At 72.0% G+C, this 18,411-nt stretch carries 21 protein-coding genes; 15 read left to right on the forward strand and 6 right to left on the reverse strand.

The window, feature by feature from the left end:
- Positions 1-2: 2 nt before the first annotated feature.
- The 5 genes from L1857_RS12530 to L1857_RS12550 are packed head-to-tail and all read left to right on the forward strand — an operon-like array spanning position 3 to position 5,016.
- On the forward strand, positions 3-1,136 hold the full coding sequence (locus tag L1857_RS12530) for a thiolase family protein (protein ID WP_094004852.1): 1,134 nt from the start codon (positions 3-5) through the stop codon (positions 1,134-1,136).
- On the forward strand, positions 1,133-2,305 hold the full coding sequence (locus L1857_RS12535; RefSeq protein ID WP_116110083.1) for an acyl-CoA dehydrogenase family protein: 1,173 nt from the start codon (positions 1,133-1,135) through the stop codon (positions 2,303-2,305). Before L1857_RS12530 ends, L1857_RS12535 begins: the two co-directional genes overlap by 4 nt.
- A 13-nt stretch (positions 2,306-2,318) precedes the next feature.
- Entirely contained in the window at positions 2,319-3,374 is a 1,056-nt protein-coding gene (locus L1857_RS12540) for an acyl-CoA dehydrogenase family protein (protein ID WP_116110082.1), read from the forward strand.
- Positions 3,371-4,153 carry an enoyl-CoA hydratase/isomerase family protein gene (locus tag L1857_RS12545; protein WP_249465169.1) on the forward strand — a complete coding sequence of 261 codons (783 nt, stop codon included), beginning with the start codon at positions 3,371-3,373 and terminating at the stop codon, positions 4,151-4,153. Before L1857_RS12540 ends, L1857_RS12545 begins: the two co-directional genes overlap by 4 nt.
- Positions 4,138-5,016, forward strand: coding sequence for an enoyl-CoA hydratase-related protein (locus tag L1857_RS12550; RefSeq protein ID WP_116110080.1), 879 nt, complete (start codon positions 4,138-4,140; stop codon positions 5,014-5,016). The genes L1857_RS12545 and L1857_RS12550 overlap by 16 nt, the downstream gene beginning before the upstream one ends.
- Positions 5,017-5,186: 170 nt before the next feature.
- Here L1857_RS12550 and L1857_RS12555 read toward each other — a convergent pair whose 3' ends face one another.
- On the reverse strand, positions 5,187-5,882 hold the full coding sequence (locus L1857_RS12555) for an SDR family NAD(P)-dependent oxidoreductase (RefSeq protein ID WP_240323114.1): 696 nt from the start codon (positions 5,880-5,882) through the stop codon (positions 5,187-5,189).
- Positions 5,883-6,000: 118 nt separating this feature from the next.
- On the opposite strand from L1857_RS12555, the gene L1857_RS12560 reads away from it, so the two are divergent.
- Genes L1857_RS12560 through L1857_RS12570 form a run of 3 tightly spaced genes read left to right on the forward strand, consistent with a single transcriptional unit; the run spans position 6,001 to position 9,481 of the window.
- Positions 6,001-7,254 carry an acyl-CoA dehydrogenase family protein gene (locus tag L1857_RS12560; RefSeq protein WP_249465170.1) on the forward strand — a complete coding sequence of 418 codons (1,254 nt, stop codon included), beginning with the start codon at positions 6,001-6,003 and terminating at the stop codon, positions 7,252-7,254.
- Entirely contained in the window at positions 7,251-8,546 is a 1,296-nt protein-coding gene (locus tag L1857_RS12565) for a phosphotransferase family protein (RefSeq protein ID WP_116110078.1), read from the forward strand. Before L1857_RS12560 ends, L1857_RS12565 begins: the two co-directional genes overlap by 4 nt.
- Positions 8,543-9,481 (forward strand): SMP-30/gluconolactonase/LRE family protein, encoded by a 939-nt coding sequence (locus tag L1857_RS12570; protein ID WP_116110077.1) that lies wholly within the window; start codon positions 8,543-8,545, stop codon positions 9,479-9,481. Before L1857_RS12565 ends, L1857_RS12570 begins: the two co-directional genes overlap by 4 nt.
- A 35-nt stretch (positions 9,482-9,516) precedes the next feature.
- Here the strand turns inward: L1857_RS12570 and L1857_RS12575 are convergent, their stop codons facing one another.
- From L1857_RS12575 to L1857_RS12590, 4 genes are all read right to left on the reverse strand, one after another.
- Positions 9,517-9,675: a hypothetical protein gene (locus tag L1857_RS12575; RefSeq protein ID WP_162830998.1), complete on the reverse strand. Its 159-nt coding sequence runs from the start codon at positions 9,673-9,675 to the stop codon at positions 9,517-9,519.
- Positions 9,676-9,751: 76 nt separating this feature from the next.
- Entirely contained in the window at positions 9,752-10,432 is a 681-nt protein-coding gene (locus L1857_RS12580; protein WP_094004861.1) for a hypothetical protein, read from the reverse strand.
- A gap of 3 nt (positions 10,433-10,435) precedes the next feature.
- Positions 10,436-10,573, reverse strand: a complete 138-nt coding sequence (locus tag L1857_RS12585; RefSeq protein WP_167481506.1) for a hypothetical protein — start codon at positions 10,571-10,573, stop codon at positions 10,436-10,438.
- A gap of 67 nt (positions 10,574-10,640) precedes the next feature.
- Positions 10,641-11,261: an L-threonylcarbamoyladenylate synthase gene (locus L1857_RS12590; RefSeq protein WP_094004862.1), complete on the reverse strand. Its 621-nt coding sequence runs from the start codon at positions 11,259-11,261 to the stop codon at positions 10,641-10,643.
- Between the two features lie 321 nt (positions 11,262-11,582).
- On the opposite strand from L1857_RS12590, the gene L1857_RS12595 reads away from it, so the two are divergent.
- On the forward strand, positions 11,583-12,290 hold the full coding sequence (locus tag L1857_RS12595; protein ID WP_116110076.1) for an SDR family oxidoreductase: 708 nt from the start codon (positions 11,583-11,585) through the stop codon (positions 12,288-12,290).
- Between the two features lies 1 nt (position 12,291).
- Here L1857_RS12595 and L1857_RS12600 read toward each other — a convergent pair whose 3' ends face one another.
- Positions 12,292-12,963 carry an IclR family transcriptional regulator gene (locus L1857_RS12600; RefSeq protein ID WP_233157184.1) on the reverse strand — a complete coding sequence of 224 codons (672 nt, stop codon included), beginning with the start codon at positions 12,961-12,963 and terminating at the stop codon, positions 12,292-12,294.
- A gap of 112 nt (positions 12,964-13,075) precedes the next feature.
- On the opposite strand from L1857_RS12600, the gene L1857_RS12605 reads away from it, so the two are divergent.
- The 6 genes from L1857_RS12605 to L1857_RS12630 are packed head-to-tail and all read left to right on the forward strand — an operon-like array spanning position 13,076 to position 18,370.
- Positions 13,076-13,483: a nuclear transport factor 2 family protein gene (locus L1857_RS12605; protein ID WP_094004864.1), complete on the forward strand. Its 408-nt coding sequence runs from the start codon at positions 13,076-13,078 to the stop codon at positions 13,481-13,483.
- The gene (locus L1857_RS12610) at positions 13,480-14,286 is read left to right on the forward strand and encodes an SDR family NAD(P)-dependent oxidoreductase (RefSeq protein WP_205413195.1); all 807 of its coding nucleotides are present in this window, start codon (positions 13,480-13,482) and stop codon (positions 14,284-14,286) included. The genes L1857_RS12605 and L1857_RS12610 overlap by 4 nt, the downstream gene beginning before the upstream one ends.
- Entirely contained in the window at positions 14,279-15,055 is a 777-nt protein-coding gene (locus L1857_RS12615; RefSeq protein ID WP_116110075.1) for an SDR family NAD(P)-dependent oxidoreductase, read from the forward strand. Before L1857_RS12610 ends, L1857_RS12615 begins: the two co-directional genes overlap by 8 nt.
- Positions 15,052-16,458, forward strand: a complete 1,407-nt coding sequence (locus L1857_RS12620) for an FAD-dependent oxidoreductase (protein WP_283258010.1) — start codon at positions 15,052-15,054, stop codon at positions 16,456-16,458. Before L1857_RS12615 ends, L1857_RS12620 begins: the two co-directional genes overlap by 4 nt.
- 28 nt (positions 16,459-16,486) lie before the next feature.
- On the forward strand, positions 16,487-17,809 hold the full coding sequence (locus L1857_RS12625; protein WP_116110073.1) for an MFS transporter: 1,323 nt from the start codon (positions 16,487-16,489) through the stop codon (positions 17,807-17,809).
- A 36-nt stretch (positions 17,810-17,845) separates the two neighbouring features.
- On the forward strand, positions 17,846-18,370 hold the full coding sequence (locus tag L1857_RS12630; protein ID WP_094004868.1) for a MarR family winged helix-turn-helix transcriptional regulator: 525 nt from the start codon (positions 17,846-17,848) through the stop codon (positions 18,368-18,370).
- Positions 18,371-18,411 lie beyond the last annotated feature (41 nt).

Below are 18,411 nucleotides of genomic sequence, written 5' to 3' on the forward strand. Positions count from 1 at the left end.
CCGTGCGAGACGCGGTGATCGTGGAAGCGGTGCGCACCCCCGTGGGCAAGCGCGAGGGCGGCCTGTCCGGCGTGCACCCGGTGGACCTGTCGGCACACGTGCTGCGTGGTCTGGCGGAGCGGTCCGGGCTCGATCCGGCCGAGATCGACGACGTGGTGTGGGGGTGCGTGAGCCAGGCCGGTGAGCAGACCGGCGACATCGGCCGCAACGCCGTGCTCGCCGCGGGCTGGCCGGAGAGCGTGACCGGCGTGACCGTGGACCGGCAGTGCGGGTCGTCCCAGCAGAGCGTGCACTTCGCCGCCGCCGGGCTGATCGCCGGGCACTACGACGTGGTGGTGGCAGGCGGTGTCGAATCGATGAGCCGGGTGCCGATGGGCTTCTCCGCGCAGGGCAGGAACCCGCTGGGCGAGCAGGTCCTCGCCCGGTACGGCGGGGTGCGGCCCAACCAGGGCATCGGCGCGGAGATGATCGTCGAGCGGTGGGGGTTCAGCCGCACCCAGGTCGACGAGTTCTCCCTCGCCTCGCACGAGAAGGCCGCCGCCGCGCAGGACGCGGGCGCCTTCGACGACCAGCTGCTGCCGATCGCGGACGTCACCGCCGACGAGGGCGTGCGCCGCGGCGGTTCGCTGGAGAAGCTGGCCGGGCTCAAGCCCGCGTTCCGCGAGGACGGCGTCATCACGGCGGGCAACAGCTCGCAGATCAGCGACGGCGCCGCCGCCCTGCTGATGACGACCAGTGAGAAGGCGGCCCAGCTCGGCCTGCGGCCGATCGCACGCGTGCACACCGCGGTGCTCGCGGGCGACGATCCGGTGATCATGCTGACCGCGCCCATCCCGGCGACGAAGAAGGCCTTGCAGCGCAGTGGCTTGTCGATTTCCGACATCGGCGTGTTCGAGGTCAACGAGGCGTTCGCGCCGGTGCCGATGGCGTGGCTGGCCGAGACCGGCGCCGATGCCAAGTCCCTCAACCCGCACGGCGGCGCGATCGCCCTCGGCCACCCGCTCGGCGCGAGCGGCGCGCGCATCATGACCACGCTCGTGCACCACATGCGTGCCGCCGGCATCCGCTACGGCCTGCAGACCATGTGCGAGGGCGGCGGCCAGGCCAACGCCACCATCCTGGAGCTGGTCGCATGAGCGAGTTCCGCGAGAAGGTCCGGGCGTGGCTCGCCGAGAACGTCCCCGGCGACGAGGAACTGGCGACCGCCAAGCGGTTCCAGGCCGCGCTCTACGACGCGGGGCTGGCCGGGATCACCTGGCCGGCGGAGTTCGGCGGTCAGGGCCTCACCGCGGCCGAACAGCAGGTCTTCGACCAGGAGTCGGCCCGCTACGACCTGCCCAACTCGGTGTTCCGGATCGGCATGGGCATGTGCGGGCCGACGATCCTCGACCTGGGCACACCCGAGCAGAAGGCGCGCTACATCCCGCCGCTGCTGCGTGGTGACGAGATCTGGTGCCAGCTGTTCTCCGAGCCGGGCGCCGGGTCCGACGTCGCGAGCCTGCAGACCCGTGCGGTCCGCGACGGGGACGAGTGGGTGATCAACGGGCAGAAGGTGTGGACGACGGTCGCGCACCTGGCCGACTTCGGTGCGTTGCTCGCCCGCACCGACCCGGACGTGCCCAAGCACCAGGGCCTGACGATGTTCCTCATCGACATGCACGACCCGGCCGTGACGGTGCGGCCGCTCAAGGACATGACCGGGCGCGCGCCGTTCAACGAGGTGTACTTCGAGAACCTGCGTCTGCCCGCGGACGCGGTGCTCGGCCAGGTCGGGCAGGGCTGGCTCGCCGCGGTGACCATGCTCGGTCACGAGCGCGTGTCGATCGGCGGGTTCGTCCGCAAGCGGCACGACCCGCTGGCCCACGCGAACCTCGCCGAGACCGCGCGCCGGTACGGGCGCGACGCCGATCCCGTGGTGCGAGCCGAACTCGCGAAGCTGTACGCGGCGGAGCGGGCGCTGGCGCTGTTCAACACGCGGCTGCGGCAGGAGGCCGAGGCCGGGTCCCCGCCGGGCGCGCGCGGGTCGGTGGCCAAGCTCGCCGGTGCACAGCTGCAACAGCAGGCCGTCGCGGTCGCCGGGCTGATCGCCGGGCCGCGGGCCACGGCGTGGGAGCCGGGCGACGCGGCCGGGGACGAACTGGCGCTGGCGATCAACCAGACGCCGTCGTCGAGCATCGCCGGTGGCACCGACCAGATCCAGCGCACCATCATCGGGGACCGCATCCTCGGCCTGCCCCGCGAACCCGTCGTCGACCGCGACGTGCCCTTCCGCGAGCTGCGGGTGGGCACGCAGCGACCCGCCTGAAAGGAGAGGGATCGTGCAGCTGGTGCTCGACACCGAACAACAGCAACTGCGGTCGACGGTGCGCAAACTGCTCGCCGACCACAGCGACGTCCGGTCCGTGGTGGACGGTGACGAGACCTACGACGCCGTGTTGTGGCGGCACCTGGCCGAGCTGGGCCTGACCGGGCTGGTCGTGCCCGAGGACCAGGGCGGCGCGGGCGCCGGGCACGTCGAACGGTGCGTGGTGCTGGAGGAACTGGGCCGCGCGCTCGCGCCGGTGCCGTTCTTCGCCTCCGCGGTGCTCGCGGCCGACGCGCTGGTGGCGCTGGGGGACACCGAGGTCCTGCCCGCGCTGGCGGTCGGGGAGAAGATCGGCGCGCTGGCCGTGTCCGAGTCCTGGGGCCCGGCGCCGGTGACCGCGACCGAGCGGGACGGCGGCTGGGTGCTCGACGGGCACGCGCCGTTCGTGATCTCCGGTGACGTGGCCGACGTCTTCGTGGTGTACTCGGCCGACGGCTGGTTCGTCGCTGAGGACGCGCGGCGCACGCCATTGACCACTTTGGACCCCACGCGCGGGCAGGCGAAACTGGACTTCGCGGGCACCCCGGCGCGGAGAGTCGACACCGCGGATCCGGCCGCGGTGCTGGAGAAGGTGCGTGACCTCGCGTCCGTGGCGCTGGCCGCGGAGCAGGTCGGCGGCATCGCGAAGGTGCTGGAGACCACCGTGGAGTACGCCAAGGTGCGGGTGCAGTTCGGCCGCGCCATCGGCTCCTACCAGGCGGTCAAGCACGCCTGCGCGGACCTCTACAGCACGAGTGAACGCGCGGAATCCCTGCTGCGGCACGCCGCGTGGACCGCCGACCACGACCCGGACGCGCTGCCGCTGGCCGCGGCCACCACGCAGGTGTTCACCGGGCCCGCCTACTTCGCGGCGGCGGCGTCCGGGCTCCAGCTGCACGGCGGCATCGGCTACACCTGGGAGCACGACGCGCACCTCTGCTACAAGCGGGCCAAGAGCAGCGAGCTGTTGTTCGGCGGCCACGACGAGCAGCTGGCCCGGCTCGCGCGGCGGCTGGACGGTGTTTCGTGACGGACCAGCCGGTGCTGCTCGACCGGGCGGGCGCGGTGCTGACCGTGACCCTGAACCGGCCGCACCGCAAGAACGCGATCGACCAGGCGATGTGGGACGGGCTGTACGACGCGTTCCACCGGGCCGAGCGGGACGACGACGTGCGGGTAGTCGTGGTCACCGGCGCGGGTGGTGACTTCTGCGCGGGCGCCGACCTGTCCGCGGACCGCAAGGACCACCCGTTGACCCGGATGCACCGGGTCAACGACGTCGCGCTGGCGCTGAACGAGATCTCGAAGCCGACGATCGCGAAGGTAGACGGCGTCGCGGTCGGGGCGGGCTGGAACCTCGCGCTGGGGTGTGATCTGGTGGTGGCCACCGAGCGGGCGCGGTTCAGCCAGATCTTCGCCCGCCGCGGGCTGTCGCTCGACTTCGGTGGCTCGTGGCTGCTGCCCCGGCTCGTCGGGTTGCAGCAGGCGAAACGGCTCGCGTTGCGGGCCGAGATGATCGGCGCGGCCGAGGCGCACGACCTCGGCCTGGTCACCTGGATCCAGCCGGACGGCGAGCTCGATTCCTTTGTGGACGGCCTGGCGGCGGAGCTGGCCGAGGCGCCGCCGATCGCGCTGGCGCTGAGCAAACGGCTGCTCGAAGAGGGCGCGAGCCGGACGCTGCGCGAAGCCCTGGAGGGCGAGGCACGAGCGCAGACGGTGAACTTCGCGACCGAGGACGCGCCGGCCGCGTTCGAGGCGTTCCTCAGCAAGACCGAAGCGGTGTACACGGGACGATGGGCGGTGCGGTGAGTTACGACGAGATCATCTACGAGGTCTCCGACGGGATCGCCACGATCACGTTGAACCGGCCGGTGCGGCTCAACGCGTTCACGCTGGAGATGGCACACGAGCTGGTCGCGGCGTTCGACGAGGCCGACGCGGACGACTCGGTGCGCGTGGTGGTGGTCACCGGCGCCGGGCGCGGGTTCTGCGCGGGCGCGGACCTGGAGCGGGGCGCGGGCACGTTCAACAAGGACGCGATCGGCGACGTCGAGGGGTTCGGCGAGATCGACGGTGTGCCGCGGGACGCCGGTGGCGCGGTGGCGCTGCGGATCGCGGCGTGCAAGAAGGTCGTCATCGGTGCGTTCAACGGGCCCGCGGTGGGTGTCGGCGTGACGATGTCGCTGTCGATGGACATCCGGATCGCCAGCGAGAACGCCAGGTTCGGGTTCGTGTTCGCGCGACGCGGGATCCTGCTGGAGGCCGCGTCGTCGTGGTTCCTGCCGCGGGTCGTCGGCATCTCGCAGGCGATGGAGTGGGTGGCGACCGGGCGGGTGTTCGACGCGGCCGAGGCGCGCGCCGGCGGGCTGGTCTCGCGGGTCGTGCCGCCGGACGAGCTGATCCCGGCGGCGATGTCGATCGCCCGGGAGGTCGCGGACAACACGTCGGCGGTGTCGGTCGCGGTGTCGCGGCAGCTGCTGTGGGGCATGCTCGGCTCACCCACGCCGTGGGACGCCCACCGCGCGGACTCCCGCGCGCTGCTGCAGCTCGGCGCCGGCAAGGACGCGATGGAAGGCGTGATGGCGTTCCTGGAAAAACGCGCGCCGACCTTCCCGGGCCGCGTGTCCACGGACTACCCCTCCGGTGTGCCACCCTTCCCCGGGACCCCGTGAGCCCGCCCCGCGAGTCCCACGTTCCCGCGCGCGAGTTCCACGTTCCCGCGCGCGAGTTCCACGTTCCCGCGCGTGAGTTCCACGTTCGCGGCGGTGTCGTGCTGCGGCCGAATGTGGAACTCGCGGCCCTGAATGTGGGACTCGCGGTCCTGAGTGTGGGACTCGCGGGGTCAGAAGCTGAGGTAGCCGCCGTCGACGGTGATCGTGTCGGCGGTGTGGAAGGCGCTGGCCGGGCTGGCCAGGTACACGGCGAGCGCGCCGAAGTCGTCCGGCCTGCCCCAGCGCCCGACCGGCATCCGCGGCAGCACCCGGCGCTGGAACCCTTCCGAGTCCAGCGCCGGGGCCGCCAGCGGCGTGTGCACCCAGCCGGGCAGGATCGCGTTGGCGCGGATGCCGTGCCGGGCCAGCTCGACCGCGATCGACTTGATCATCGCGGTCAGCCCGGCCTTGCTCGCCGCGTACGCCTGCCCGCGCGGCTGGCCCTGCACCGCCGCCACGCTGGAGGTGCCGACCAGGCTGCCGCCGGTGCCCTGCGCCAGCATCACCCGCGCCGCCGCCCGCAGGGTCAGGAACGCGCCGTCCAGGTCCACCCGGGTGACGCGGCGGAACTCCGCCAGCGACGTCTCGGTGAACCGGCTGCCCGCGCCGCCCACCCCGGCGTTGACGAAGCAGGAATCCAGGCGCCCCAGCGCTTCCACGCTGCGCGCCATCGCGGACTCGACTTCGTCCTCGTCGCCCACGTCGCAGCGAACGGCGAGCACCGTCGTGCCGTGCCGGGACAGCTGGGCGACGGCCGTGTCGTTGCGTTCGGGGTTGGTGCCCCAGATGGCGACGTCGGCGCCGGCGGCGGCGAGCGCGCCGGCCATCGCGAGGCCGATCCCGGAATTGCCGCCGGTGACGACGGACGCGTGCCGGTGAGGTCGAACGGGTTGGTCATCCGCGGATAGTGCCCCACGTTTCTCCCGCCACGCAAGGAGTTGCCTGATGGACTTCGAGTTGCCCGGGGCGCTGCGGCAGCTGCTCACCGACCTCGACCGGTTCCTCGCGGACGAGATCTGGCCCCTGCAACGCCAGGACGACAACGAACGCTTCTTCGACCACCGCCGCGAGTACGCCCGCACCGATTTCGAAGCCGGCGGCACGCCCCGCCCGGAGTGGGAGGAGCTGCTGCGGGAGATGTTCCGGCGCGCCGACCGGGCGGGCTGGCTGCGGTACGGGCTGCCGAAGTCGGTCGGCGGCGGCGACGGCAGCAACCTCGACATGGCGGTGATCCGCGAGCACCTCGCGGCGAAGGGGCTCGGTCTGCACAACGACCTGCAGAACGAATCCTCGGTGGTGGGCAACTTCCCGTTCGTGCACATGTTCCTCGCCGCCGGCACGCCGGAGCAGCAGAGCGAGTTCGTCGAGGACATGATCACCGGCCGCAAACGGGTCGCGTTCGGACTGACCGAACCGGACCACGGCAGCGACGCGACCTGGCTGGAGACCACCGCGGTGTGCGACGGCGACGACTGGATCCTCAACGGCGCCAAGCGGTTCAACTCCGGCCTGCACTCCGCCACCCACGACGTCATCTTCGCCCGCACCTCCGGCGCGGGCGGCGATCCACGCGGCATCACCGCGTTCATCGTGCCCACCGGCACGCCCGGGTTCTCCGTGGACTTCCACTGGTGGACGTTCAACATGCCGACCGACCACGCCGAGGTGACGCTGACCGACGTCCGGGTGCCGTCGACGGCGGTGTTCGGCGAGGTCGGCGGCGGGCTGGCGCTGGCGCAGCACTTCGTGCACGAGAACCGCATCCGGCAGGCCGCCTCCGGGGTCGGGGCCGCGCAGTACTGCATCGACCGCAGCGTGGACTACGCGCGGGAACGCCGCACGTTCGGCCGCCCGCTGGCCGAGCGGCAGGCGATCCAGTGGCCGCTGGTCGAGCTGCAGACCGAGGCCGAGCTGGTGCGCACGCTCGTGCGCAAGACCGCGTGGGAACTCGACCGCACCGACCACCTGCTGATCAGCGACAAGGTGTCGATGTGCAACTACCGCGCCAACCGGCTGGTGTGCGAAGCCGCCGACCGCGCCATGCAGGTGCACGGCGGGCTCGGCTACACCCGGCACACCCCGTTCGAGCACATCTACCGGCACCACCGCCGCTACCGGATCACCGAGGGCGCCGAGGAGATCCAGATGCGCAAGATCGCCGGGTACCTGTTCGGGTTCGCGGGGCCGGGCAGGCGATGACCGGGCTGGCGGAGGCGCTGGGGCGGCGGCTGGGCGCGAAGATCACCGGGCTGCGGCGGCTCAGCGGTGGCGCGAGCCGGGAGACCTGGGCGTTCACGGCCGAGCCCGGCGGGCGGCTGGTGCTGCGGCGAGACCCGCCGGGGGAGTGCCGTCCGGAGGAGATGGCGCAGGAGGCCGCGTTGTTCCGGGCCGCGCGCGAGGCCGGTGTCCCGGTGCCGCGGCTGGTGGACCACGGCGCGGACGTGCTGGGCTCGCCGTACCTGATCACCGAGCACGTCGACGGCGAGACGATTCCCCGGCGGCTGCTGCGGGAACCGGAGCTCGCGGACGTGCGGCCGAAGCTCGCCGCCGAGCTGGGCCGGGTGGCGGCGCGGATCCACGCGATGCCCGCCGTGCCCGGACTGTCCGAGGTGGATCCGCTGAACTCGCTGGTGGAGCTGTACGACTCGCTCGGCCAGCCGTTGCCGTCGCTGGAAATCGGGCTGCGGTGGCTGCGAGAACATCGGCCGGAACCGGCGGGGGACACCGTCGTGCACGGCGACTTCCGCAACGGCAACCTGATCGTGGGCCCGGACGGGCTCGCCGCCGTGCTGGACTGGGAGCTGGCGCACCGCGGCGACCCGCTGGAGGACCTGGGCTGGTTGTGCGTCAAGGCGTGGCGGTTCGGCTCGCCGCTGCCCGTGGGCGGGTTCGGCAGCCGGGAGGAGCTGCTGGACGGCTACGCCGAGGTGGCCGGGTTCCGGCCCGATCCGGCGGCGGTGCGCTGGTGGGAGGTGTTCGGGACGGTCCGGTGGGCGGTGTTGTGCCTGCGGCAGGCCGACCGGCACCTGAGCGGGCGCATCCGGTCGGTCGAGCTGGCGGCGGTCGGGCGGCGGGTGTGCGAGCAGGAGCACGACCTGCTGACCGCGCTCGGGGTGCCCGCCGTTCCGGTCGACGCGGTGCCGGATCCGGTGCCCGATCTGCACGGCCGGCCGAGCGCGGCCGAGCTGGTCGAAGCGGTGGGGGAGTTCCTGCGCGCCGAGGTCATGCCGGGCACCGAGGGGCGGTTGTCGTTCCAGGCCCGGGTGGCGGCGAACGTGCTGGGCATCGTCTCGCGGGAGTTGCGTTGCGGTGCCGGGCAGGAGCGGCGGCACGGGGAACGGCTGGCGGCGCTGGGGTTCTCGTCGCGCGCGGAGCTGGCGCGGGCGTTGCGGTCGGGTGCCGTGGCGGTGGCGGAGGTCGTCGCGGCGGTGCGGGCCGACGTGACCGACCGGGTGCTGGTGGCGAATCCGAAGTACCTGGAGCAGGAGTGAGGGAGATCGCGAGCGGGCTGCGGTTCCCGGAGGGGCCGGTCGCGCTGGACGACGGTTCGGTGCTGGTGGTGGAGATCGAGCGCGGCACGGTGTCGCGGGTGTGGCCGGACGGGTCGGTGACCGTGGTGGCGGACTGCGGCGGCGGGCCGAACGGCGCGGCGATCGGCCCGGACGGGGCGGTCTACGTCTGCAACAACGGCGGGTTCGCCTGGCACCACCGCGGCGGGGTGACGCTGCCCGGGGACCAGCCGCCGGACTACCGGGGCGGGTGCGTCCAGCGGGTGTCGTGGGACGGCGCGGTGACGGAGCTGTACACGTCGGTGGACGGGCGGTCGTTGCGCGGGCCCAACGACCTGGTGTTCGACGCGCACGGCGGGTTCTACTTCACCGACCTGGGCAAACACCGGCCGCGGGAGAGCGATCGCGGTGGGTTGTACTACGCGCGGGCGGACGGTTCGCGGGTCGCGGAGATCGCCTACGGGTTCACCGGGCTGAACGGGGTGGGCCTGTCCCCGGACGGTTCGCGGGTGTACGCGGCGGAGACGGTGACCGGGCGGGTGTGGTTCTGGAACGTGGACGGGCCGGGCCGGATTTCGCGCCCGCCGGGTGGGGTGCACGGCCCCGCGGGGGCGGCGTTGCTGCACGGTTTCGGCGGCTACCAGATGCTCGACTCGCTCGCGGTGGATTCGGCGGGCAACGTCTGCGTGGCGACGCTCATGACGGGCGGGATCAGCGTGCTCAGCCCGGCGGGGGAGCTACTGGAGGTGGTGCGGCCGCCGGAGCCGGACCGGTTCGTGACGAACATCTGCTTCGGCGGCCCCGGCCTGCGGACGGCGTACATCACGTCGTCGGGTGCCGGCAAGCTCTACGCGACGGAGTGGCCGCGCCCCGGCCTGCGGCTGAACTACGCGGATGCCGCGCCGACAGGCAGCTGACGGGCGGAAATTCACCCGGACGGGGCTCCGCGGGCTCAGGTGCCCTTCGTCAGCTTGTCCAGCTGCGTTTGCAGCAGCGCCACCTCCGCGAGGGTGCGTGAGCCACTCGCCCGGTCGTGCCGGGCCACCCGCTCGGGTTGCGGCTCAACTATGCGGGGGCACGGGCCGCGGTGACGGCCCGGGACGGTGCGCAAGTCACCTTCCGGGGTGGTCGTTTCCGGGCACCGGCGCGAGGCGGCCGTTCCGGAGCCAACCGCCCGGCCCGCGGGCTCAGCTGCCCTTCGTCAGCTTGTCCAGCTGCGTTTGCAGCTCGTCCAGCCGCGCGTGCAGCAGCGCCACCTCCGCCGACAGCAGCGGCACCAGCTCCGGCCCGCCGGTCGTGGCGCCCGTGGTGAACGCCACCGCCCGGTCGTCCCGGTGCACGGGCACCCCGGCCAGGCGGCTGAAGTGCTCCAGCGTCAGCGGTGGCCGGTTGCCCGCGCACGTCGAGCACACCGGCAGCAGCTTGCGCCACCCCACGACCCCGGTGCCGGTCGCCACGAACACCTGCGCCGGCCACCCGCACGCGCACAACCCGGCGTGCACGGCCGTCACCGTCTGCTTCGAGTACCGCACGCCCCGCTCGTACAGGAAGTACCGCCCCGCGGCGTCCACCTCCAGCAGCACGCTCTGCTGGTACTGCGGATCGCACGCCAGGGCGCGGGCGTCGGCGAGTTCGTGGAAGCAGTAGAACCCGCAGTCGCACAGGCGGGACGGGCTCTGGTGGCGGCTGCTCTGCGCGCACTTCGCCTCGGCGGTCACGCGGTAGGCGTGCGTGCGGCCGAGCGACACCCCGGTGAACCCGGCTTCGGTGCCGTCGGCGGAGAGCATCGGGTACGCGAGCTTGTAACCGCGCAGCGGGACGTCGCGCCGTTCCTGGGGCGTGCGGCGCAACGACAGCCAGCCCGCCATGGCTCAGCGGTCGGCGGTGACGGGGGCGGGGCGCTCCGGTTGGGGGGTTTCGGCGGTCTCGCGTGGTTCCTCGACCGGGGTGACCTCTTCGGCCGTGGATTCCTCGACGACGCCGACGGCAAGTTTCCGGCCCAGTCTCATCGCAGCCTCCTCGCGGATCACGGATGCGTTTTTCCAGCGTGACCCGTCGGCGCGGCGATGTCCAGAGCTATTCGAAACGCGCGGTGTCCCCGGCACCCGTTCGGACGATCTCCGGCTCCCCGCCGGAGAAGTCGATCACCGTCGTGGGCTCGGTGCCGCAGTCGCCGGAGTCGACCACCGCGTCGACCACGTGGTCCAGCTCGTCCTTGATCTCCCAGCCCTGGGTGAGCGGCTCCTCGTGGCTGGGCAGCAGCAGCGTGCTCGACACCAGCGGCTCGCCCAGCTCGGCGAGCAGCGCCTGCGCGACGACGTGGTCCGGGATCCGCACGCCGACCGTCTTCTTCTTCGGGTGCAGCAGCCGCCGCGGCACCTCCTTGGTGGCCGGCAGGATGAACGTGTAGCTGCCCGGGGTGGCGGCCTTGATCGCGCGGAAGATGGTGTTGTCGACGTGCACGAACTGGCCGAGCTGGGCGAAGTCGCGGCAGACCAGGGTGAAGTGGTGCCGGTCGTCGAGGTGCCGGATGGCGCGGATGCGGTCCAGGCCGTCCCGGTTGCCGAGCTGGCAGCCCAGGGCGTAGGCGGAGTCGGTCGGGTAGACGATCAGGCCGTCGCGCCGCAGCAGGTCGACGATCTGACCGATCGACCGGCGCTGGGGGTTGTCCGGGTGCACGTCGAAGTACTTCGCCATTCCCCGAGCTTAGGGTCCGGCCGGCCGGCCCCGCCCACGGCCCGTCAGTTGCCGGTGAACGACCAGAGGGTGTCGTACGACTCGAGGCCCGGGTCCCGTTGACCGCTGCGGCACAGCGTACGGATCAGCCGACGGACGCTCGGCACTCGGGACCGTCGAGGAGATCCGCCGCAATCCGCACGGCAGCGGAACCTGGGCCAAGTGCACGCGGAACTGGGCTTGCGCAGCCAGGACCCCGCGCTGTGCGGAACGGTGGGTGCACCACACCCTGGTTGCGGCGCGCGGTTCCGCGGAGAGTGGCCGGTGAGGAAAGGAGAACCCATGTCGGGCAAGATCGTTGTCATCACCGGCGCGAGCAGCGGGATCGGCCGGGCGACCGCGGAAGTGCTGGCCGAGGCCGGTCACCGGGTCGTGCTGGGCGCGCGCCGGGTCGAGCGGCTGGCGGAGCTGTCGGCGAAGATCGGTGATGCGTCGTACCGCCGGCTGGACGTCACGGACTCCGCGGACGTGCAGTCCTTTGTGGACTGGGTGGTGGCCGGGCACGGCCGCGTCGACGTGATCGTGAACAACGCCGGCGTCATGCCGTTGTCCGCGCTGGAGCGGCTGAAGCTCGGCGAGTGGAACCGGATGATCGACGTGAACCTCCGCGGCGTGCTGCACGGGATCGCGGCGGGCCTGCCGGTGATGCAGCGCCAGGGTGGCGGGCACTTCGTGAACGTGGCGTCGATCGGGGCGCACGAGGTGGTCCCGACGGCCGCGGTCTACTGCGCGACGAAGTACGCGGTGTGGGCGCTGTCGGAGGGGTTGCGCCAGGAGACCGGCCCGGACATCCGGGTCACCACCATTTCGCCGGGCGTGACGGAATCGGAGCTGGCGGACACCATCACCGACGCGGACGCGGCGGAAGGCATGCGCACCTACCGCGCGAACACGATCCCGGCCACGGCGATCGCCCGCGCCATCGCGTACGCGATCGAGCAGCCGGCGCAGGTGGACGTGAACGAGATCATCGTCCGGCCCGCCGCGTAGTTCACCGCAGCAGGGAACCGAGTCGCTGGGCCGCCTCCACCACCGTGCGGCCCAGCGATTCCTCGTCGGGGGCCGAAAAGAGCGACAGGCCGATGCTGACCTCCCGCCCGGGCACCATCGCCGAAATCCCGATCACCGACGGCGCGATTTCCCCGTAGGACACCGCGAAACCCCGCTCGCGGGCCAGCGACACCTCCTCCCGCTCGCCCGGCACCGGCGGCGCCGCGGCCAGCAGCGCCAGGCCCGCCGAGCCGCGGTCGATCGGGTCCACCTGGCCGGGCCGGAAGCTCACGTGCATCCGCGCCTGCCGCGGCTCCACGATCATCAGCATCCGCACCTCGTCGGCGTTCTCGCGCACCACCAGGTGCGCCGTGGCCTGCGTGAGGTCGGTCAGCTCCTCCAGCACGGGCCGCGCGAGCGTGCGCAGGTCCTGTTCCACCGGCTCGGCCAGCCGCACCAGGCCCGCGCCGAGCGAGATCCGCTTGAACCGGTCCCGCCGGCACAACCGGTGCGCCTCCAGCGTCCGCACGAGACGGTGCGCCACCGTCCGGTGCACGCCGACCCCCTCCGCGATCTCCGTCAGCGTCATCCCCTGCGGGTGCGCGACGAGCAGTTCCAGGATCTGCAGCCCGTTGTGCAGCGTTTTCGACATCCCCGAGTCGACTTCGGACACGCGGGCACCCCCTTGACGACGAACCGGACCGCGACCTACTGTTTCCGTAGTCGCACGCTGCGTGCGATAATAGCACGCAGATCGCAGCGTGCAAGCCCCGGAGGAGGTCAACGTGGACGCGGACACGCTCGCGCTCGTGCACCAGCTGTACGGCGCGCAGAGCCACCACATCGACGAGGGCCGTGCCCACGAGTGGGCGGAGACCTTCACCCCGGACGGCGAGTTCTGCTCACCGAGCTACCCGGCGCCCGTCACCGGGACGGCGGCGCTGACGAAGTTCGCCGAGGACTTCGCCGGGCAGGACGGCGTCACGCGGCACGTCCTCACCAACCTGCACGTCACGCCCGCGGACGACGGCCTTGTCGTGCGCGCCTACCTGCAGATCGTGCGCACCCTGCCGGACAGCCCGCCCGAACTCCTGCGCCAGACCACGATCACCGACCACCTGGTCCGCCACGCGGGCACCTGGCGCATCCGCCACCGCACGGTGCGCCGCGACGACCTGAAGGAGAACCGATGAGCGACACACGCGCCCAGCACGAGCCGATGACGGCCGTCTACCCGGAATTCGCGGGCAAGGTCGCGGTCGTCACCGGCGCCGCCCGCGGCATGGGCGCGCGCTTCACCGCCGCACTCGCCGCGCGCGGGGTGCACGTCGTCGCCGCCGACATCAACGAAGAGCAGATGCTGGCGACCGCGAAGGAACTCACCGCGGAACTCGCGAACAGCGACAAGCCGGGCCAGATCGTCGGCGCCCGCCTCGACGTGACCAAGCCCGCGGACCACGAAACCGTGGCACAGCTGGCGCTGGAGCGGTTCGGGCGCCTCGACTTCTGGGTCAACAACGCCGGCATCTTCCCGTTCGCGCCGGCCGAAGACATCACGCCGGAACAGATCACCGCGACCCTGTCGGTCAACGTCGAAGGCGTCCTCTACGGCGCGCAGACCGCCGCGCGGCACCTGGAACCGGGCGGCGCGATCGTGAACATGTCGTCGGTGTCGGCCGTCCGCGTCCGCCGTGGCCGCGCCGCCTACTGCACCTCGAAGGCCGCCGTCGCGCACCTCACGGAGTCGCTCGCCGTCGAGTTCGGCGACCGCGGCATCCGGGTCAACGCGATCGCCCCCGGCTACATCGACACCGAGATGACCCGCTGGGTCAAGGAGGACCCGGAGGCGCTGCGGCACGCGCTGGACGTCGTGCCGCTGCACCGGCTCGGCTCGCCGGAGGAGGTGGTCGGCCCGCTGCTGTTCCTGCTCTCCGACAGCGCCCGGTACGTCACCGGGCACAGCATCGCCGTCGACGGCGGGTCGCGGCATGTCTGAATACCCGGACACGGTGCTGATCACCGGCGCCGCCGCCGGTATGGGCGCCGGCCACGCCCGCGCGCTCGCCGAACACGGCACGCACGTCTGCCTCGCCGACATCGCCGACGCGACCCCGGTGGCCGAGGAGATCGCCGAGGACGGCGGCTCGGTCTCGGTGCACGAACTGGACGTCACCGACCCCGCCGCGTGGGCGCGCGTGGTCGAGGAGATCAAAGCGGCCCGCGGCCGCCTCACCGGCCTGGTCAACAACGCCGGCATCTCGCGTCGCCTGGAGTTCCTCGACACCACCGACGAGATCTGGGACCGGGTGCTGCGCGTCAACCTGTCCGGCCCGTTCTACGGCATGAAGGCCGTCGCCGGGCTGATGCGTGACTCCGGCGGCGGGTCGATCGTCAACATCTCCTCGATCTCCGGCCAGATCGGCTACTTCTCGCCCGCGTACAGCTCCAGCAAGTGGGGGCTGACCGGACTGTCCAAATCGGCCGCCGGAAACTTCGCCAAGTGGGGGATCCGGGTCAACTCCGTCCACCCCGGACTCGTCGAGACCGCGCTGCTGGCCGGGTCCGGCAGCTTCGTCACCTCGGCCGTGGCGAGCATCCCGGCCGGGCGCATGGCGACACCCGCGGAGATCACCGAGGCGGTGCTGTTCCTGCTGTCGAGCAGGTCCAGCTACATGACCGGCAGCGAGGTCACCGTGGACGGCGGTCTGGTGTCCAACGGCCTCTACCACCGCATCATCGCCGAGACCGGAGGGGATTTCGCGTGACCGACGAATGGGACGTCGTGGTCGTCGGCGGTGGCGGCGCCGGGCTCGCCGCGGCCGTCTCCGCCGCCGAGCGGGGCGCTTCGGTGCTGCTGTTCGAATCCGAAACCGACCTCGGCGGCTCGACCCAGCTCTCCGCCGGCATGTTCACCGCCGCCGGCACGAGCGTGCAGGCCGCGCTGGGCGTCGAGGACTCCGCCGAGCGGTTCTTCCAGCACTACATGGACCTCAACGCCTGGCAGCTCAACCCCGGGCTGATCGAGGCCTTCTGCCGCCACTCGGGCCCGACGCTGGAGTGGCTGATCGGCCTGGGCGTGGAGATCCCGGCGAAGGTGTCCGGCGACGCGCACACCCCGGGCCTGTGCCGGGCCGGGGTCGAGGACGTGTGGCGCGGGCATGTGCCCAAGGACCAGGGCTACGGCGTGGTGCAGGTGCTCGCCAAGGCCGCGCGCGCCCGGGGCGTCGAGGTCGTCCTCAACACCCGCGTCGAGCGGCTGATCGAGACCGGCGGCCGGGTCCGCGGCGTCGTCGCCGACGGCATCGAGGTGCGGGCGACCGCCGTGGTGGTCGCCAGCGGCGGGTTCGCCCGGGACCCCGGCCTGCTGGCCCGTTACTACCCGGCGGCGCTGCGGGCGGGCGAGGACCTGTTCGTCGTCGCCGCCGACGGCAGCCGTGGCGACCACCTGCGCTTCGGCGAGCAGGTCGGTGCCGGGGTCACCGGCGCGGGCTGGGGCCTGATGCTGCCCACCGCGTACTTCCAGCGGCTGCACCACTGGCAGTCCGGGTTCCCGCCCAAGTCGCGGATCCACGTCGACGCGGCCGGCCGCCGGTTCATGGACGAGGACGCCTCCTACGCGGTGTCCGGCGGCATCCTCGATGCCCACGGCGGCACCGCGTGGGTGATCTTCGACGAACGCGCCCGCCGCGGCCTGCCGCCCGGGTACGCGCACTGGGACGCCGGCCACGTGCTGGCCGAGGCCGAGGCCGGGCGCACGCTGCGTGCGGGCAGCCTCGAGGAGCTGGCCGGCAAGGCCGGGATCCCCGCGGACGCCCTGGTCGCCACCGTGCGCCGGTGGAACGAGCAGCTGCCGTCCGGTCACGACCCGGAGTTCCTGCGGCACCGCACGCTCGCCGCCAAGGGCGCGACCGGCCACCCGGACCCCATCGGCGAACCCCCGTTCTACGCGGCGCGCCTGCTGCCCGCGGAGCTGGTGTGCACGCACGCCGGGCTGGAGATCGACGCCCGCGCGGCGGTGCGCGACGAACGCGGCGAGGTCATCGCGGGCCTGTTCGCCGCGGGCGAGGCCGGGGCCGGCGTGCTCGGGCCGCGCTACGTCGGTGGCGGCAACGCGGTCGCCAACGCCCTGACCATGGGCCGCCTGGCCGGCGTCAACGCCGCGGCCTGACTTCGCGCGACACTCAACGAGGAGAGACATGAGCGAAACCACCGCCGCCGGGGATCCCGGCAGCCGCACGATCCGCAAGGTGAGCAAGAGAGTGCTGCCGCTGGTCGCGCTGCTCTACGTGTTCAACTACATGGACCGGTCCAACATCAGCTACGCCCAGCTGGGCATGCAGCACGAGCTGCTGATCACCACGGCCGTGTTCGGCACCGCGTCGGCGATCTTCTTCCTCGCCTACGTCGTGTTCGAGATCCCCAGCAACATGATCATGAAGAAGATCGGCGCGCGGATCTGGCTCGCCCGCATCGCGATCAGCTGGGGCATCGTCACCGCCGTCACCGGGTTCGTGCAGAACATCCCGCAGCTCTACCTCGCGCGGATCGTCCTCGGCATCGCCGAGGCCGGCCTCTACCCGGGCCTGCTGCTCTACCTGACGCTGTGGTTCCGGCCGAAGGAACGCGGCCGCGCCATCGCGACCCTGGCGATCGCGCAGCCGATCGCGATGATCCTCGGCAGCCTCACCGGCGGCCTGATCCTCGACCACGTCCACTGGTTCGGCATGTCCGGCTGGCGCTGGGTGTTCATCCTGCAGGGCCTGCCCGCGGTGCTGGTCGGCCTGATCGTGCTCGCGTACCTGCCGAACAAGCCCAGCCAGGCGCGGTTCCTCTCCCGCGCGGAGAGCGAATGGCTGGAAGCCGAGATCAACAAGGACTACGCGCCGGAACAGCAGGAGACCTTCCTCGGCCAGCTGCGGGTGATGAAGGACCGCAAGGTGCTGTACCTGGCGTTCGCGAACCTGTTCGCCGCGTGCGGCCTGTACGGGTTCACCTTCTTCCTGCCGCAGATCGTCAAGCAGATGGACCCGTCGTACTCGGCGACCAACATCGGGTTCCTCGGCGTGATCCCGTGGATCGTCGGCGCCATCGGGATGCTGCTGGTGGCGCGCAACTCCGACCGCACCGGCGAACGGCGCGGGCACGTGGTGGCGATGATGCTGCTGGCCGCGATCGGCCTGTTCGGCACGATCCAGTTCCGGCACACCCCGGTGGCGGCGCTGATCTGCCTGTCGCTGGTCGCGATCGGCGTGCTCGGCTACCTCGCGCCGTACTGGGCGCTGGCCTCGCGCGTGCTGTCGAAGGAGCACACCGCGGTCGGGCTGGCCGCGATCAACTCGATCGCCGCGCTGGGCGGGTTCTTCGGGCCGTACGTGATCGGCAAGAACGCCACGGCCGACGACGTGTCGGTGGGCCTGTACTTCCCGATCGGCTGCCTGGTCCTCTGCGCGGTGATGCTGTCCTTCCTCAAGGTGACCAGGGAACGACGTGTCGCAGCTGCCGCCCATGAGGTAGTTTAGATATTAACTACTTCTTCCGGCGATAGGGTTGCGGTCATGGCTGAGGGCGAGCTCGACTTCTGGTCCTTCGTCGAGCTCGCCAACCGCCGGCTCGCCGGGGAGTTCGGCTTCCGGCACCAGCTCGCCACCGAGGTGCTGCTGACCCTGAACCGGGCCTCCAACATCGTCACCTACGACCTGGAGGCCAGCGTCCACCGGCCGCGCGGCCATTCCTGGTCGGCGTTCCGGCTGCTGTTCGTCACCTGGCTGGCCGGCCCCTTGGAGGCCAAGAAGGCCGCCGAGCTGACCGGCATGAGCCGCGCGGCGGTGTCCAACCTGGCGAAGACCCTGGTCGCGGACGGGCTGCTGGAGCGCGCGCCCGGCGAGCACGACGGCCGCTCGGTGCTGCTGTCGCTGTCCGAGCGCGGCCGGGCCGAGATGGTCGAGGTGTTCCGCGAGCACAACGAGCGCGAGCACGAGTGGACCAGCGTGCTCACCGAGGCCGAGCAGCGCATTCTCGTGATGCTGCTGGACAAGCTGATCACCAACCGCGACCAGTTCGACGTGCGCGGCCGCAACTGACCCTTGCGCGCCGGAGAAGTAGTACATACATTTACTACATC

The organism is Amycolatopsis thermalba (assembly GCF_023376025.1).
GTDB lineage: Bacteria > Actinomycetota > Actinomycetes > Mycobacteriales > Pseudonocardiaceae > Amycolatopsis_E > Amycolatopsis_E thermalba.